This window comes from Prevotella brunnea (assembly GCF_008016795.1).
Taxonomy (GTDB): Bacteria; Bacteroidota; Bacteroidia; order Bacteroidales; family Bacteroidaceae; genus Prevotella; species Prevotella brunnea.
Genome location: NZ_SDIK01000064.1, coordinates 1 through 19,418, shown reverse-complemented (window position 1 = coordinate 19,418; position 19,418 = coordinate 1). Strand labels below are relative to the sequence as shown.

Genomic DNA, 19,418 nt, shown 5'->3' with positions numbered 1-19,418 from the left:
TTTGCCGGCAGAAATGATAATTCATCTTAATCGGAATGATTTGGGTTAATTATCTAAAACGTTATGAAGCCTACGGTCAAGATATTCATACTTTCCTTCTTTTTAGCATTAAACTTGCCATTAAAAGGTGCTGTTACCCCAGATTCGTATGTTGTCATACTTGAAAAAGACACAGCGTTTACGGTAACAGATTCATTGTTTTATGCCATTTCACAAAAGATTGTCTTCCCGGTCAATACCTATACTATCCCCCGACAGAATGCACTTCGGACAGAATTAGAACAAAAGCTGAAGGACTACTTACCGAACAAAGGATATGGTTTAGAGAAGATTATGGTGCGCGGCACGGCTTCTCCGGAGGGTTCTATACGCTACAACCAAGCGTTGGCGGGGAAACGCGCTGGGGCAATGCTCTCCCTATTGGAAAAATGCTTTGACTTGTCGGAAGAACATGAAACGCAAAAGACTATTGTGGCGGAAGACTACCTATACTTGCTCATGCTGATGAAGCAAAAAAATGATTGCGACTATCAACGAGTGGAACAAATCATTAATAGATATATCAATCGGAACTTGCGACAACTCAAGGCGGAATTGAAAAAGCTTGATGGGCAACGTGTGTGGAAACGACTTGCCGACACCTATTTTAAAGAAATGCGCATGGCGGCGGTTGTTCTTTTTTATCGAAAGAACAGCGTGGAGAGTAAAATCGCGCCAATCGACTTATCCGCAATACTCCCCTATCCCAATGCAATTCCCGAAGAACCACACAGCAGAAAAAGAGTGGATAACAACAAGAGAATTCCACGTCGCGAATGGTTGTCCATCAAGACCAACCTGCTTCTAGATTTTGCTTACATGCCGAACTATGACCGGTTTTGTCCGATTCCGAACATAGCCATAGAATATTATCCGTTGCACGGACATTTTACCTATGGCGCATCCTTCGATTGTCCATGGTGGCAAGATTATGATAGACACAAATATTTTCAGGTGCGCAATTATCAATTGGAGACACGGTACTATTTTCGGAACGGCGATGTCGAAAAAAACGGTCATGGGAGAGGAATGGCATACAAAGGGCTTTACTTGCAGGGATACGCCCATTTAGGGCTCTATTGCATCAGTTTTGATAAAAACCGAGGATGGATTGGAGAAGGAACTGGAGTGGGAATGGGTATCGGCTATGTGCAGCCTTTGGGAAAACAAAGCAGATGGCGATTGGAATTTGGAATGCAATTTGGCGTGATATATACTAAGTATGACCCTTTCCAATACGAAAGTCCCATATACCCGGATTTGCACGACAACCTTTACTACTATAAATGGAGACAATGGGGCAACTTCTTTAAGAAGCGACAACATCGATTTACGTGGATGGGACCGACCCGAGTGGGAATGACTCTCACCTATGACTTGCTCTACAGACGCAGAGCGAAAAAGGGTGTGAGCATGAAAAGATGGGAGATGGCAAGATGATAAAAAATGACAAGCCACTTTGTCGAAAATACCGATGCCAAAACTTCATCGCTTACCTCATCGGAATGATTACTGTTGGGATGACAATCCTGACAGCAATAAGTTGTGAACGAGAGCCGGAGTTACACCTTCACTATGGCAGCGAAATAGAAATTAACGTCCCCATCGTAGAAATTAACCTCGATGTGTTTTGGGATTATGCTGACACGAAGAGACCAACATACAATTGGCGCGATGAATGGTACTACGGCTGGGACGATAAAGATCAACAACTATTCGGAGATATCGGTTACACGAAACCTTCCGCTTTCAACATTCGCCGTTATTACACCGGTTTTGATGCCTACGCTCCCCACAAACGTGTACTTGCCGACATGATTAAGGAGCATTCCTTCTCAGCCGTTTACGATTGGGGATTTTGGGACTTGCTCGCATGGAATATGGTAAACTCGGTTGATGGAATTCAAAGTCTTCTCTTCGATGAGCAAACCACGCTGGAATCGGTAACGGCATATACAAACCAAACGATGAACTCGGCACGCTATCAAGCCCCAAAATACAATCGATCGTTCTACCAACCGGAATTGCTTTACGGCGCATATACACAAGCGGTGGAGATAAACAAGAGCTTGGATGGTTTCGCCTATGATGAGAAACGTGGGGTTTGGGTAAAAGAGATGGATATGCTGCTAGAGCCATGCACCTACATCTACCTCACGCAGGTCATCATTCATCACAACAAAGGTAAGATTACAGGCGTGGATGGCAATGCGAACCTCTCGGGAATGTCTCGAAGCGTGAACATCAACACAGGTGTGGCGGGCAACGACCCCGTTACCGTGCATTACAATGTGCGTTTCAAAACCAATTGCTCAATGCAGGGAGAACGTGTCGATATAGCCGGCGGACGCTTAATGACTTTCGGGCTTTGCAATATCAACGGAAACAAAAGAAGTTCAAGGGCAAACGATGGCATACGCCACTATATGGACTTGAAGATGCTGTTCAACAATGGTATGGATTCAACGCTGGTATTCGATGTTACCAATCAAGTGCAAAAACGTTTTAAGGGAGGGGTAATCACCATAGAATTGGATGCCGACACTATACCATTGCCCAAACGTTCGGGCGGTTCGGGCTTCGATGCCATCGTGAAGGATTTTGAGGATGGGGGCACTCAGGAATTTGAGATGTAAATTCAGCAACAGACAATTGAAGTCAGCACTAAGTTTCTCAACTCTCTATCCAGATGACACTTTACAAAAAACGTAAAAAAAGATTAGAAAATAAGAAAAGTATTATCAATTTAAATTTTTAAGTATGAAAAAAACTCATCTTTTACTTGCAGTTGCTGCTATCACATTAGCAAGCTGCGCAAACGACGACTATGTGGGCGAGGAGCAACAAGGAACGTCTGCAACATCAGGCATCATTGCTTTCTCTGCAGGTTCCAACGCCACGACTCGTGCCGACCTCACAGGCGAAGGCGCCGCAACAAAACTCGCCAACAAGTTCTTTACATATGGTGTAAAAACCGTTGGTGGTGCAGAAAATGTAGTATTTCCCACTTATACCGTTGCGTACAAAGGCACGGCTAACGCGGGAGTGGCAGGATCAACGGACTCTAACACCAAAGGTTGGGAATATGTAGGCTTAACAGGGTTTGATTCTCAAACTATTCACTATTGGGACTATTCAGCAACCAACTATACATTTCAAGCATGGTCATTGACAGATGGAGGTGCAACAGTTGAGGCAAAAACCAAGAATTCCCTTGAAGTGAAAGGTACAGCCGATGACCTTTCCAAACTCTATATTGCCGACCTTGTAAGCATCGACAAGAGCACTTCTACCACAGGTACAAATACCTATGGCGGGGTAGTAACATTCACATTCCGCAATGGTGCTACAAAAGTTCGCTTCGGTATGTACGAGACAATACCGGGATATAAACTCAGCAAAGTTACATTCCGCTCAAAAGCAAATAAGTTCACCGACAGCAATTCCAATGCTTTGCTTGACGGAACGTTCAATGGTCAAGGTGCGACATCCGGAACTTATACCGTAACTTATGGAGCTGATGGACACGTCAAACTCGACAACACAGCAACAGTCGCAGCTGCTGATCACCTTGATTTCGGAACATTCGATCAGGGGAACATCAGCGAGGATGGAGCTAATCCTACTTACGCGGGTGGTGGCTATCAGATTGTTCTTCCCAATGAAGACAACAATGCAGACATGACACTTTACATCGACTTCACGCTTACGGCTGACAATGGGACAGATGTCATTAATGTGAAAGGAGCGAGCGTTACCGTTCCGGCAGCAAGCATGAAATGGCTTCCCAACTACGCTTATACATATCTGTTCAAGGTTACAAAAGACATGAACGGTACTACTGGTCAAGAAGGAACCGATCCCACAAAACTTTATCCCATCACCTTCGATGCTACTGTAGTGGATGAAGCTGTGGTTAATCCGACCGTTGAAACAGAAGTAAAATAAAAATATGACCGGTAAGAGAACCGGAACATTTTTTCATGGGATTACGTACCTATGAGAAGATAAGGTCAGACAGGGTTCGACTCCCCGTCTGACTACGATAGTAAAAAAAATAAATCGTGCTAACGCGCCGGAGTGCGTGCACGCGAAGAACTAACAAATGAGAAGCTGTGCGTTTTTAAACATATTCATGACATGGACGGGGTTGCTTATGGTTATCATCTTTGTCGCTTGTTCGGACAAAGATGTATTACCTACCGACACCACGGAAACCAACGCCAAAGATGCAATAGTGTTTGGTGGCAAATTGAGTGATAACCGTGCTACGACGACGAAAACTCGATCCATGGATTTGGAAGACTTCAACAATACGTTCAGGGTATTTGGCTATAAAAATACTACATACGATGCTAACTCCGAAACATATGCCGGATTGCAGACGGTGTTTGGAGGATATGAGGTAATCCACCACTCCGGGACGGCGGGAACTACGGAAAGTAATCGAAATGATTGGGAATATGCCAACAGCACCAACCAAACCTTACATTATTGGGACAATGCCGCAAAAGCCTACCGCTTCGCGGCATACTCCCCTTTCACCGCGACAGTCACAACGGAACAAACGGGAACAAATATCACGTTCGATTTCGCAATCAGCACTAAGACAGAAGCCGATATAGCTGCCACACCTTTTTATTCAAAGATGTGGTTCTCCAACAATAATTACCCTACATACACAGCTTATGGCTCGGTGGTCACAATAAGCTTCGTTCGACCGTTTTGCAGAGTACGTTTTATTTTGCAAGACGAGAAAGGAAACATAATCACAACAGAGAGTGAGCTATACAAACACCTTTCCAAGAACACCATCAAGTTCAAGCCTGCCGATTCCAACCGGTTCATAGTGACCGGAGGAAGGATAAGGGTGTCTTATCCCTTAATAGGAACTAACAAAGAAGAAACGCTCTCGACTATTGCCGGCACATCGACAGACGACAAGCTGGAAGCAATGACAGATCCCTATGAGGACACTCCCGTACTCGCAACAACCGAGAAGAAATGGTACACCTTATTCCCGATTGGGACACAGGGAGATTACGTCATGTCATTGGACTACAATGGTCATACGAGAACAGCTGTGGTGCCTGCTAAATACACCACATGGAACGTGGGATATGAATATACCTTCGTATTCAAAATAAGCGAAAGCAAACTGACCTTCCTACCCGACCTTTATGTTTACACAAAGTGGCAGGCAGGTTATTCGGAGAATACCACATGGTAAGCATGAGAGAAAAAAGACGAAGATTGAAAAGAGAATTTGAAATGAAGATATGCCCTGTTCTTACCCTTCTTATGGGGATGATATTATTAATGGGATGCAGTAGTGAGAATGTTCAACCTGAAGATGATCACTGCACATTAAGGGTTCCCATCGAGGTTGCCATAGAAAACAACCCCATTGTTCAAAGTAGGACTATGGGCGATCCCGGCTACAACGATGAGTTACAACCACCCAAGCATCTGTACATATTCGCGTGGATTCAAACCGGCACGAACAATTACGAACTGTTATACATCCATCGGAAAGATATAGTCGCATCAGAATGGAGCTACTTGCCGGGCGTGAGCGGAGAAGACAATACCGCACGCTATCAGCTGAACGAGAATCTGTACCTCACATTTTCTTCACAAGTAATGAATGCTACGGAGAAAACGAACATGGGACGTATTTATGCCATTGCTTCCTCGCGACCTTTCACTTTGCAACAATTGGAAACAATGCTTGGAGATACTTATAAAAATGTACTTAGATCACCTGTTCCACTGAAGACCACTACGTCGCCTGACATGGCGTTACAAGCTGCTTTGGTGGATTTAGCAGATTGGACCGGTGAAGACTTGCGCGACCTTTACAGCAATCCACTTGGTGATCCTCAAACAGACCTAAAGAACATAGCTAATGGCAGAATTGTTTATACTGCGGCAAGTGCATCAAAGGCATACGTTGGAGATGTGCGTCTCTATCACTGCGCCGCAAAGATTGATTTCACATGGGAGGTAGCACCAGAACTGCGCAATACTACCAGCGTGAGGAGAATTACAATAAAAGAACTGCCAACCATATGCAAACTCTTCGAGCCCACAAAAAACCGCGTGGGGCATAAAGAACAAAGCATCATGACAACAACCCCCACAAAATGGACGGGAAGAGAATATATTTATGCCCTGCAACCTCAGAATGGCTCTATAAAATATGATGTTGACTTTGACGGCAGAACCGGTATCACGGACAAAACTTTCAGTCCCACATCCCCAAACCCGACTTTTACCGGGTGGTATAGAGTGATTGCCACTATAAAGTAATACACGATAAGCATTACAAAAGTATGATACAACGAAAGTTATTCCATATATTATTTCTAATCTTGACGATTTCTACCAGTGTAAACGCACAGAACATCAGATATGTCAGTAAATCCGGTGCCTATACTAACGATGGAAAGTCGTGGGCTACGGCAAAAATCAATATACAGGATGCCATCAACGACCTTGTCGATAACGGACTTACGGGTGAGGTTTGGGTGGCGAAAGGAACTTACAGCCCTACCGAAAGCACTGAATCAGGAGGAGGAAATACACTATATCTGTCGTTCAAGATACCTGCCGGCATAAAAGTTCATGGTGGTTTTTCCGGAACGGAAACCACTAAAGAAGAACGTGAGAAAATCAATAATGAGAACATGGGCTGGTTTTACGCTCATCAAACCATATTAACCGGCGACTTCTCAAAGGAAGCGGAGTTTAAGTGGAACTCCGTAAAGAAGAAATACGACACATCATTCTATGGCAATTGCTATCACGTGGTATGGTTTGCCACCAATGGTTTCGACAGCAATGGACGTGGACTTCCACTTGATGGAGAGGCTTTGCTGGAAGGGTGTATTGTGAAAGATGGGAACGCAAAGAACTCTACCGTGGAAGGACATCCACACAACGCCTATGGGGGCGGTATATATATGGTGGAAGGGGCAAAGGTAACTAACTGCCACATCAGCCATTGCGAAGCCTCACGCAACGGTGGTGGCGTCTATATGGACGGTGGTGGCAAAATGGAACATTGTTTTGTCGTTGCTTGCCAGTCGTTGGGAATAGCTGCTACCAATGGGTTTGGTGGTGGTGTTTGTATAGACACGAACAATTCTGAAAAATCACTGGGCATATCACGTTCGATAATAGCCAGTTGTGTAGCACGCATGGGAGGAGGGCTCGCCATTAACGTAAACGAACTAACTTCTCCAAATGGAAAAGATATTAGGTTTAAGCCTTATGCGTCCGCAACGGTCATTGCCAACAATACGGCTACAACCGAAGGAGGTGGGGTATATTTGAACAGAGGAGGTGCTATTACGCAAATGACCATTGTAAGAAACCGTTGCGATGGTGTCGGGGTTACATCCAATAACGTAACGACAGGGCGAGCAGCAGGGCTTTATTGTCGCGACAAAGCCTACATTCTCAACTCGGTTATTTGGGGAGGAGAATGTCCCGCCAACGATGATATTCAATATGCCACATCGCGTTCTGTTTATGATGACAACCTGAAAGTAATCATGAAACATTGCTCGCTTTCCAAATCTGACTTCGTGGATTGGAGCGGAACAAAAAAACTGAAAGTTCTTTCTCTCTCAATGTTTAACAGCCCAACCGAAGAAGCGGATATTACAAACGGCTCAATAGCCTCTAACGCTTATCCAATGTTTTCAATGCCATCACCAAAGGCCGGATACGTCTCAGACGATGGTAACAATACGCAATACAACTATCAATGGAAAGTGGGTTTGAATTCCTCGTTACTCAACGTAGGCATACTTCCTGTAGAAATTGATCAGGAGGGCGTTTTGCCATTCGGCGAAACAGAAGAAGACGTAACTTACAAGAAGTTTTATCCACGATCAACATTAGGGGCATACAGCTTTACGAATATGAGCATTTCTCCAAATGAAGAGAGGAACAACGTTAATTATTACGTAGACTCAAATCCTCAAAAAGGCTCCGAAGCACTTTCACTTGGTTTCAGCTGGGATCATCCGCTACCTTTCTTATCGGATGCTCTTTACGACGTTAAGCGGAACGCGATGAAGTATCAAGGGAAGACTGTAAACATCTATGTAAAAGCGGGTAAACAGTACAACACGAACTCATTTGTACAGGGACGCATCAGATTGATTCCCCTGGAGATACCAAGCAATGTAAATATATATGGAGGTTATCCATGTGAACTGACAGGCACACATCTCGAACAAGAAATATCCGGGAACACCTACCGGAGGAACCCACTGCGGCATCCGACCATTATTATGGGAAACATCACCACCGACTATGAGACGAATGTAGCGCATCTCATCACTTTCAACAACTCAAAAAACGTTGTCTTTGATGGCTTTCAAGTGAGATATGCAAACGCATCCTCTACTTTACTTGCCAACGAGGACAAAAATGGTGCCGGCATGACATTTCTTCAGGGAGCACAAGTTAAGATAAGAAACACCATTATTGCCGGGTGTACAGCCGAAAAGGGAGCGGCAATTTATGCTTCGGGAGCTTGCAACTTGGAGTTTGAGAACTGTATTATTCACAACAATGCATCATCATCTCTAAACGGAATCATCTATTCCGAAGGAAAAGCTCGGCTATCGTTCAATCACTGCGATTTTCTTCGTAACGTGGGCTATGTAAGCTATCTTGAAGGACAATCCACAAAACAAACTTACACCAATTCCATTTTCTTCGGCAATATGGATAACGCCATCGACAATACCAACCAAGAATCTGGTGGAGGTATCGATCATGCTCTTCCAGCCTTCGCTGGCAATACGAAAGGGGTTAGCGGAAGTTACTGTATGTTTGATAAAAAGTCGGCATCGTTCAGCGACCAATTCGGTGGAAACCAGCTCGGAGAATGGCAGTACAATCTTCAATATACATTCAGCAATGGAGCCGGAAGTGGATATCCACGCTTCCTTAATCCAACAAAAAATACAGGGGTATCGCCCGATGGCGACATCACTTTCAATGGCAGTGCCACATCGTTTGAGCCACACAACGGCAACCCGATGGTAAATGCCGCCAATCATGAAGGCGACCATACTACATGGGGCACAGACATCAGTACCATCACCACACGCGACTATGGTGGGCTACCCGACATTGGGGCTGTGGAAAACCATAAATCAACGAAAGCTGCCGGTGGAGAGAATGCCTACGAGGACGGACAACCGGTCTTCGGTGGAGTTACCTTTGTGCGAGATTATAATACATACACTTACGATACTAATGGGAATGCGACTTTAGACACATCAGACCTATCCACAGAAGGGCGTGACGGATCATCATGGGCAAAAGCAATCAATGGTAACGCCTCCTACAACTTCACGACAACAACCATCAATTACCCTCTTTCCAAACCTATTAGTAGCAACATAGCCAATCCTCAACCCTATAAGTTGGGAATGTTATCCGGCAACAATATCAACAATCCTGTTTACTACGCAAAGAACATAAGTGGCGACAAGATCCGAAATACATTGGAAAAGGAAGATGGAGACGATTTTATTTTCATACAATCCGGCAATGGGTATTATATCTATAACCTGACCAAAGAGAAATACGTATGCTATAAGGATGCCAAAGAAGGAAAAAGCAAAATTTATTTGTCGGACTCCAATACTTCCAACGCGTTATGGCGGCTTAAAACTTCCAGTACGAATCCAAGCTATCTCACCTATCTCATTCAGCCTCAAACCACCTCTAACATTTCTTTTTCACCATCATGGAATTTTATGGGTGGTGTTGAAAATGATTTAGGGTTGTATAGAGGTACTGATAGTAACAGTAATTGGCAGTTCTTCAAGAAAGATGTGCAAACCAATACTGTAGTAATGAATGGGCTTCAGTACGCAGTCAACAATGCCGAGAAACAGATGGCGAAAAACTACACCAAACGCATCACAACGCAAACTGAAAAATATGCATCAAGGAACAAGCAAACCACACACACATACTACGACTTCACTCCCACATCTCAAAATCCGTTACAAGAGGTTTGGGTAGGAGCAGGCATCTATACAAATCCCAAAGGTTACGTTTTGCGCAATCACGTGCAAGTTTTTGGAGCTTTTCCTAAATTAGGTAACCCCGGAAAGGATCAACGACACCCACAGTTGACAGAAGGTATCAGCCTATCGCGCACCGCTGCGGGCGTGAATATTAGAGATTATGAAACCATCTTGCAGACTAACGCCAACATTCTTGAACGAGACTTACATAAAAATGATGTAAGCGTACTCAGCCAACCTGAAGAGTGTCGAGTAACAGAGAATGCCTTGTCCAACATCCCTGCCAACCGAGTGATCTATGAAGGAGCGATTTGGGATGGTTTCACACTTAGATATGGTTACAAGTCAGCTCTCCCCAGAGGGGGAAGTGGACGTCGGGATGGCGGAGCCGGAGTGCGTCTTTATGAGAATGCACAAATAGTGAATTGCGTTATCCGAGATAACCTCATGGAAAAGGGTTATGGAAGAGGCTCGGGAATATATGTCGATGGCTCCACGATTATTAATTGTTATATCATGAACAACCTCGCGCAAAACACAAGTCAGATTTATGGTGGTGGCTTATACATGATAAAAGGAACTATATACAATTCCGTGATAACTGGTAATGATCTCGGCAGCAGCGGAGAAAGACTTGGTGCCGGAGCATTCTTTGAATCGGCAGATTTCTACAATAATACAGTTGCGAACAATAAGAATGGAGCCGCGTTAGGAGTTTGGACAGCTTCCGCAGACGATGCCCACCTTACAGTATATAATTCCATTGTAATGGGAGGAGACAATAAATTGATAGATCGTAGCAATTCCACTCCGATCACGTTTAAGTACAGTTTCCTTCAAAGTTCCCAAAACGCGCCCAATGACAGATATTTCACGATTTCCGATCACAATCAGGTTTATTGTGGCAGATTATATAATGCCAATATCTATCATCCATTCGCCAAAGACTACACAGAGGCTATCACACAATATGATTTCCGTTTAACGCAAAAAGACAACTACAACGCAGTAAACTCAGGTACACAATTCATTGATTTGAATGGCGATGGTAACGATGATATCACGTTGCCCGAATACGATATGGATTACTCGGAGCGCGTGCAGGATTGCGAAGTGGATATAGGTGCCTTCGAGTACAACGGAGCCTATAGCATAGCTCCTGACATCACCACGGTGCCGGGACAGGCTATCTTCTATGTAAGTCCATCAGGTCGAGGCAACGCATCTGCAAATAGTCCGGCACATGCAGCCTGCTCAAGCAAACTACAGAAAGTACTCGACTCTGCAGGAAGATACAAATACCTTCATCCCGAAAAGCGCGTTATCGTGAAAGTGGCAAACAGCAAAACGCTGGAAGAAACTGACACACCATTCAAATATTATGCTACCCGCACCACCTATGAGGGAGACCAAGACGTAAGAATATGGTCCATCATCGTCCCGCGAGGCATAGAAATTTGGGGAGGCTATACTGATGAATACAAGAGCGATGCCGACAATGGCTTCTATTCTACAGAAGGCGGATTCAAGGACAGACGTAACATTATCGCACATCCTACATATTTCGATGCTTATTATTACAACAAAAGACAGAAAGTTAACGTATATACTTATCATGTATTGACATTTACAGATAAAGTGTTCGATGGTGAGGGACTACCTTATATGGAAGGAGATCGAGTTGGGGAAAACAGTTCATTCTCCAGCTATTTAGGTAAGTTTATTTCCATGACAACAAAAACAAGCGATCGAGCTATAGTCGATGGCATCTTCATCACTGGTGGCAATGCCAACCTTCGGGTTCGGGCATCGGGAGTAAAAGCAAAGAACATCAATCAGTTTGGTGGAGCTGCCATAGTAACCGACTACGCTCACATTCGTAACTGCATCCTTCGCAACAATGAAGGTGTCTATGGAGGGGCACTGGCACTTACCCATAAGGCACTTGTGTCAGGATGTTTGCTCGACAAGAATACGGCAGACTTTGGTGGAGCAATCTATGTTTTGGAAAACGGAACAGATCTTTCCGATGGAACAAAGGTAAACACAACTACGGATAACACATCGAACATGGCAATGAACATGGCGCATGTTTACACCTCAACCATTGTAAACAATAAGGCAAATATTCGTGGTGGAGGTATTTGGTTTGGGCAAGACGAGGCTAATGTACGAATTAACTCCACAGCTGTATGGCAGAATGAAAGCCAAGATCAGGCGAATATCTCCGGACTATCCAATCCCGAGAAACCCTCCGGAAGCAATTGCAGTGCGCTCGACTTCTATCCCTTCTCTTACTGCGCCACTCAAAACATCCGCTTATCCGGAACCAATAACATCAACCTGCGCAACCTTAATAGGGAAGGTGTGCGCTTTGCCAAGAATGGGATAACCGATGAAAAGACATTGGCAGAGGAAAGCAACAGTCAAGGTTTCAACAAATTCAATGACTTTGGCTACTACGCCATAACCAGCTATTCCGTATTAACGAAAGCAGGAATGACAGAAAACGAATATGAACAGTTGAAGAATATCGGACTTTCTGAAGCCGACTTTGCCGGAACCAACCGCTATGCCGGTTCTTCCAGAACTTATATTGATATCGGAGCGAGGGCAGTAGAAAAGAATATCCAGTCGGACAACTTGATGCTCCGCCTTTTCGTTACCCGACCTGAAGATATTGACATGAATGCCGCAGAGGCAATGATGAGCATCAATACTACGGAAGGCAGTCCCGGCTATGATGCCGACAAAGCCTACTACGCTCAAGAAGGATCATCGTTCGCTTATCCCATGCAGAGCATACAGGATGCGCTCGACTATATCCGGCAAATGCGTTCCATACAAGAAGATGGCGAACTCCTTTCACCCGATGCCAACAACCTACCTTTCGAAATTTGTGTGTCAAGAGGTGTGTATTACCCCACTCGAGACGTGGCAGGTTCGTATGGAAACGCCTTAGACAACACTTTTCTTATTCCGGAAGGGGTAAGCATCATAGGAGGCTTCAACGGAAAACGTGCCGTAAAAGCGGATGGAACAGAAACCGGGGCAAACAATTTCTATGGTCGTTATAACATAAAAGGTTATATTCAAACTCCGGGCGATGGAATCTATGATTTGCAAGACAATATTACGCAGGTAAGCATTCCGGACGTTACGATCACAAATTCTAAAGGCACCACCTACGTGCTTCATCAGCTGCCTATCGAGATAATGACAAAAAACAGAGAGCGAATTGATCTCAATGCAAACAACATCATAGAGCCATGGGAATTCGTTCATCAAACCACACTTAGCGGAAACGTCTATAACATATCGGAACACGGCGTTCTCCATGTCATCTCTATTTTCCCTGATCAAGTGGCAGCAGGAGCTTTGCCCTACCGACAGGTTGATAAGTCGGCAACTTATCAGAGTTCCGGAGATGAGTTTGGTTATACAAGTTTCGAGGTGGGACAGCCGGTGAAGTTGGATGGACTTACCATCACCGGAGGTTATGCCGGAAACTATATTGAGGGGGCTTTGGAAGACGAAGAAAAATTCTTTTATTATCATGGAGGAGGTATCTTGATTGATGGTGATCGTTATTGCGATGATTTCAATCGAGGCACAACAACAGGCTCAGTATATAAGCATACGAACGTAGCAAATGCCATAGCCTATCGAGACATTCCCTTGGTGATAACAAAATGCAAATTCGAGAACAATCACGCGGGATATGGTGCAGCCATATCCGCCAACACCTCATTGAGTGTTTATAGTTCTTCTTTTGAACACAATATTGCTGAAGCGGGAAAGGACGACAATGTAAGTTATCAGGGAAAATTGTACGATGTGGCATATCCCGGCCATGGAGGAGCCATATATTCCACTTGCAGGTTAATCGCGTTCAACACCATCTTCGCCAACAACGAAGCTTACGACAAGACACTTGACATCAACCCAATCTCCTACCATTCCTTGAGAACGCAGATATATGGCACATCCGGCATAGAGCCTCCGGTAAGTCTCGGAGGCTGTGGTGGTGCGGTTTATTCAGGCAAACGTGGTTACCTACATCTGACCAATTGTAATTTCGTACACAACATGGCAAATGCTTATCCCGCCGTGTTCACCATGAATCCCAATAAGATGCCGAAGGATGAAAACAATAGCCAGGTTTCAAAATATAGTCAGATTATCAATACTTTATTTTGGGGAAATGAAGTGAACGAAGACATGAAGAAGAAGTGGAATGATAATCCTTATTTCAGTTTCTCCTCGCAATTGATCTGCAATTATGGGAAGTACGACAGAGATGGGAATTACAATCCGAGATTTCAGGAAGGCAACGTGCCACTCTCTCAAGAGCAACTCAACGAGAACTATAAAGAGATGGCTTGGTTCTGCGCCTATGAGAACGAAAGAGGCATCACACAAGTGAACAAGAGCGATTTGCGCGAGGTGAAATTTAATCCTCTCATACACATAGAACTTCAACTAAAAAATGCCAACAAGGGGAAATATCAAAACTGCAACCTTTCCTTATCCGGTGAAAACAATTCACTGGAAGGTCCCAATTTCGTCAACCCTTCTCGTGAAGCAGGCTATGCAGGCTATATGGAGAGCGCGGATTGGAGTCCTGCCAGATTGAATAAGCTCACTGACAATGGAAGTGGAAAAATACTGCAAAAGATCACACGGCAGAACGATAGCTACAAAGCGGAATTCGCGACCTATACCGAGGCAAACGAAATACCACCGGAACGAGCCGGATACAGCACAGAGCAAGTGGGCGATTACATCACGGCAGGAGCATACACTACTTCTCGATATTTAAAAGATTATCCTGCCAACAACATGAACTTGCCTATCGGAGCAGACGATTACATGACATCGGCATACGTTCAACCTGACGGCACGCAACAACAACTCTATCGTATCTCTTACGACCCCAATCCCACGCATAACCACACCTATATTGACATCGGAGTGTACGAATATCCACATACCGAGCTCCAATATGCCACAATCGGTGATGAAGTGGACGTGTTATGGGTATCGCCAACAGAGAAACCGGAAAACGGACTGCCTGACGGCAGCGCATGGAGCCAACCCACGTCCGACCTGCAACGAGCAATAGAAACGTTGCTCTCGAGCAGAAACGGGCATCGCAAGGAGATAAGACTGCTCGATGGAACTTATACCCCTACGTACAAAATTAACAATCGCTTGGCATTCACTATCGACACACGAAAAATCAATGAATCTTCGATGCTCCCTCTCGATGCCGAGGGAAACCCCATGGAGGGGTACGGTGTGAAATCACTAACCATCAAGGGGGGATACAGCAGAGAACTCAACAACGTGTACGACACCAAGGAATACCCGGCTATCATTCGCCAGCAAAATCGTGCAGATGCCACTTCAAACACATGGAATCATCTCATTTATATTGCCGATGCAACACAACGTTATGGGCAAAAGAACAATAACATAGACAACGAATACGGCAACGACACCGGATATGGGTGGTGGGCAGCTCCCGGGATAAATACATCCAAGGTCATCAACACCATCCCAATAGAAATCGATGGCATTAGGTTGATAAATAATCAAGCATTATCTAATACAAAAGGGACTACTATCTGCTATGCTGACCAGAAATTTGACGATCAGTTCAACCTGACGACATCAGAAACCCCTACCTATAAAGCAAAACAACCTACATCCGCCAATTTATCAAAGGTGGTTTATTATAAAGACGATACATTCACCGAGGTCTCCGATGTTCCTACATCGGATTTTAAGCGTGAAGGACAGAAATACTATACCGATGGAACTTATACTACGGAAACTTCCGAAGTAACACCATTCGTGAAATATGGCTATGTGGAGAAAGAAAATCCTGCCAAGCTAATTCTCAGTAAGACTATCGTGATGAACAGTGGCACACACCATGATGCTTCCGCCGAAAATGATAAAAGCTCATCGGCTGTTTACATCGGGAAGAATGGTGGTACTGCCCTCCTTTACAATGACGTGTTGCACAGCAATTACGGAGACCCGATTCAATCAGAATGTCAAACCATGATTATAAACAGCACCATCGCACTCAACTCCGGACTTGTGGACATTACAGGGGGAGACAAAACGGACAAATCGGTGATTTACAACAGTGTGTTTTGGTGTAATAATCCCATGGGACAAGATACATTCGGCAAACAATTCAACCTCATCAACTACACGAATGAGGCTTCGAGTGGGGATATTTTCAAGTATAATGCTTTTACGGGTGGTAATATGGAAGCCACCGACTATACTGCCGGAGGGGTGGTTGCCAATCACTTCAACGTAGGACTCTCGAACAATAATTCAGATGTCATCAACGGTCCCAATTTCTTGGATCCGGAGAATACGGATATAGAATCGCGCAACTTCTCCATCAATCCTTCATTAAGATTGCTAAATAAAGGAAAATCCAACCTCTATAACGACAACTTGGCAACAGCATTTAACGTCTATGACATTGCGTGGCTTCCCACCACACGCCATGATGCCGGAAGCAATGCACGTTTCGTTTTCGATATTGACCTCGGCGCATACGAATATCAAAATGAGCTGGAAAGGGTCATTTACGTAAACCCCAACTCCACGGTAACGGGACGAGGCAACTCTTGGGCAAGTCCATTGGGACACGGAAACCTGCAAACAGCAGTGGATCTTGCCGCCGTCTATCACGTGAACAATCCAACGGAAGAAGCTTATGTCTTCGTGAAAGGCGCAAGTGCCACCAACGCCGGGCTGCACACCGACGAGACACTTATCTTGCGAAACGGCGTAAGCGTATTTGGAGGCATCAGCCCGACCTATACGGCTGATTGCAAGAAGACAGACCATAGCTCGGGCGTTTTCACGTTCGAAGAATCGGTGCTGAAAGAGTATGTTACCAATCTCCTGAACAAACGTGAGGGTATTGTCAGCACGTTGGGAAGTAATACGAAAGTAAAAGGAATAAAAATTGCTCCCAACTCCGTGTTCGATACTACCAATACAAACATCGTGTCGCTCGCCGATGGTTTCGTGGTTACGGCAGCCACGAATGCTAATCCAAAAGGCATCGTTACTTCGCCGGTAATAGATATCCGACCTGCCGACGCAGAAGCAATAGTGGCATTGAGAAATATCGTTGTTCATCATAACGACTTATCCGCCACAAGCTCAACAAACATTGCAATCGTTGATAATGCATTATTATATGAAGCGCTGTTCCATCATAATAAAGTAGCAAACAATGCATCGGTACTGAAAATCGGAAATAAAGGATATGCCGTAAATATCACCGCCGAAGGAAAGACTACGGGGGCTGACGACTCTGCTCCCTATAATGGGAGTAATGATGCGCACATCTATTATTCTTTGGTAAATTATGCGGAACAGGCAGCTACGGAAAACACTCTTTCCGGATATAATTATCCGGTGAGCGATGCCAACCTGAATTATCAGCTGACGGAGCAAAGCAAACACATAGACGAGTGTCCCGCACAAAACCCAATCGAGCCAATCTCTATACTCAGTAAATTCATCAACTACACGTCTGACCGGGATTTGCTCGGCAACCCTCGTTTACTCCGTGGGGTAAGCAAGAAAGATAAAATTGACAGAGGAGCTTTTGAAACATGGAAAATAGATTATGCCAGCGTAAAGACAACAGATGAACAAGGATTCTATCCTCATGACGGTTCGGTTGTTTACATCATGGAAGACAACTCGCTTGTAAGTGGACACTCGCTTGTTCCCTCCTATCTGCTCTTAAAGACCGGATCCAGTCTCTATGGAGAAGGCAACAACGTACAGGCAGCATATCTCGCAGTGGAACGTCAACTGAGAAACGGTGGAGCGATAGTCAGCTTCCCCTACCCGATGAACTACAACACAAATGTTACAACACCAAGTTACGATGATGACGGTGTGCTGACATTGACAAACAGAGACAACAAGGCATATACTTACAACGGCTCTGAACGCGCTAATTGGAACTACCACTTCATGAAGAGCGAATCGACTTGTTGGGACGAGACGAAGAATGAGGTAGATGCGAACAACGGAGTGCTGTATGCTGCCACACTTGATGCCACTTACAGGTTTACCGGTAAAGGGGTGTCCATGAAAGACTATCTCTATACAGAAATGAAAGACGCGGACTTTAAGACCGTTACACTACAACAAAACGATGACCGATTATCAACAGTAGGTGGAGCCGACTTCACATCGAAAGAAGATATGGGATGGAACTGTTTCGGCATTCCTTACCTCGTAAGTTCCTACAAGTCATACGAAAAAGAGACGTTCACGGGCAATAACAAATACAACATGGATATTCCACACACCCTGTGGCTGTATTATGACGGAAAGTATCAATCGGATGGAACGACGCTTGCAAACGGCGATGGAGGTTTTTACAGTGTATCATCATGGAAGACGGATGACTGGCATCTTGCCACGGAAGAAACACCCCGGATATGGGTGGGGGAAGGTATCTTCACGCAAACAACCGTTGTGAGCAACAACGAAGAACTTACCTTCTTCCGTCCGTCATACAACTTCTCAGAAAATCAAAATACGAAGAAGAAAAGCGGAACTCGCCTCTACGTCGGAGACAGAATGAAAGATGAAACGCCCATGCCTTTCAATGTCAAGACACGCGGACACATCATCTACATCACCGGACTTCAAGGAAACGAAGAGATTACTATCTACGACAGTTCCGGAAAGATTTACAACATGACACGAGCAACACATTCACAGTACTCCACCGCCGTTCCCATCAATGGTGTGTTCATCGTAAAAATTGATAATTATAAAAAGAAAATACTTATCAGATAATGGAAAGATCCGAACATCGCTCGCTTGCCGACTCCATCCTTTAGGTACAATGAAAAAATCGCTCGGACATTCAGACGAAAAAATGGGAGATATATTTCTGTATTTCCCATTTTTTATTCCGTACACTCCTCTGTGGCTGTTCAGGAGTAACTCTTCCTTTTCATCCCAAATTGATGACGCGAGTTCGGGATAAGAAAATCTTTAGAAAAGTTCCAATTGCCTTGATTTCTCTACGTGTACCGGCAGTGCCTCCGGCTTATTGTCAAAGAAACAATAGGCTGTAAGAGCAGAACATAAGTTCATGATGAAATTATGTATTGATCGATGCTGTGAATGTACAAGGTTAGCCTTGTTCTTTAGCAACTCGTTGATACATTCGATGATGTATCTCTTTCTAAGCATGATTCTGTCATACATAGGCATAAGTTTGGGTACTGTCCTATAAAA

7 protein-coding genes are annotated in these 19,418 nt (G+C 44.5%); 6 read left to right on the top strand and 1 reads right to left on the bottom strand.

Translation table 11 applies throughout. The features are described from left to right. Window positions 1-63: 63 nt before the first annotated feature. The 6 genes from ETF27_RS08655 (at window position 64) to ETF27_RS08630 (ending at window position 18,971) form a co-directional block, all read left to right on the top strand. A complete protein-coding gene (locus tag ETF27_RS08655) occupies window positions 64-1,479 on the top strand; it encodes a DUF3575 domain-containing protein (RefSeq protein WP_130828577.1) in 1,416 nt (471 codons plus the stop codon). Beyond that, window positions 1,476-2,675 (top strand): DUF5119 domain-containing protein, encoded by a 1,200-nt coding sequence (locus ETF27_RS08650; protein ID WP_158635986.1) that lies wholly within the window; start codon window positions 1,476-1,478, stop codon window positions 2,673-2,675. The genes ETF27_RS08655 and ETF27_RS08650 overlap by 4 nt, the downstream gene beginning before the upstream one ends. 124 nt (window positions 2,676-2,799) lie before the next feature. Then, complete coding sequence (locus ETF27_RS08645; RefSeq protein WP_130828575.1) at window positions 2,800-3,987, top strand: hypothetical protein; 1,188 nt, start codon at window positions 2,800-2,802, stop codon at window positions 3,985-3,987. 187 nt (window positions 3,988-4,174) lie between these two features. Next, window positions 4,175-5,269: a fimbrillin family protein gene (locus tag ETF27_RS08640; RefSeq protein WP_147785723.1), complete on the top strand. Its 1,095-nt coding sequence runs from the start codon at window positions 4,175-4,177 to the stop codon at window positions 5,267-5,269. Window positions 5,270-5,271: 2 nt separating this feature from the next. Continuing rightward, window positions 5,272-6,351: a hypothetical protein gene (locus tag ETF27_RS08635; RefSeq protein ID WP_130828573.1), complete on the top strand. Its 1,080-nt coding sequence runs from the start codon at window positions 5,272-5,274 to the stop codon at window positions 6,349-6,351. A gap of 23 nt (window positions 6,352-6,374) precedes the next feature. Further along, window positions 6,375-18,971 carry a right-handed parallel beta-helix repeat-containing protein gene (locus tag ETF27_RS08630; protein ID WP_130828572.1) on the top strand — a complete coding sequence of 4,199 codons (12,597 nt, stop codon included), beginning with the start codon at window positions 6,375-6,377 and terminating at the stop codon, window positions 18,969-18,971. A 201-nt stretch (window positions 18,972-19,172) separates the two neighbouring features. Here the strand turns inward: ETF27_RS08630 and ETF27_RS08625 are convergent. After that, window positions 19,173-19,418, bottom strand: a 246-nt coding sequence (locus ETF27_RS08625; RefSeq protein ID WP_240048163.1) for a transposase, incomplete at its 5' end; no start/stop codon positions are given.

Coding starts and splice junctions, on each gene's coding strand:
- ETF27_RS08655 (WP_130828577.1), top strand. CDS start 64: ATGAAGCCTACGGTCAAGATATTCATACTTTCCTTCTTTTTAGCATTA.
- ETF27_RS08650 (WP_158635986.1), top strand. CDS start 1,476: ATGATAAAAAATGACAAGCCACTTTGTCGAAAATACCGATGCCAAAAC.
- ETF27_RS08645 (WP_130828575.1), top strand. CDS start 2,800: ATGAAAAAAACTCATCTTTTACTTGCAGTTGCTGCTATCACATTAGCA.
- ETF27_RS08640 (WP_147785723.1), top strand. CDS start 4,175: ATGACATGGACGGGGTTGCTTATGGTTATCATCTTTGTCGCTTGTTCG.
- ETF27_RS08635 (WP_130828573.1), top strand. CDS start 5,272: ATGAGAGAAAAAAGACGAAGATTGAAAAGAGAATTTGAAATGAAGATA.
- ETF27_RS08630 (WP_130828572.1), top strand. CDS start 6,375: ATGATACAACGAAAGTTATTCCATATATTATTTCTAATCTTGACGATT.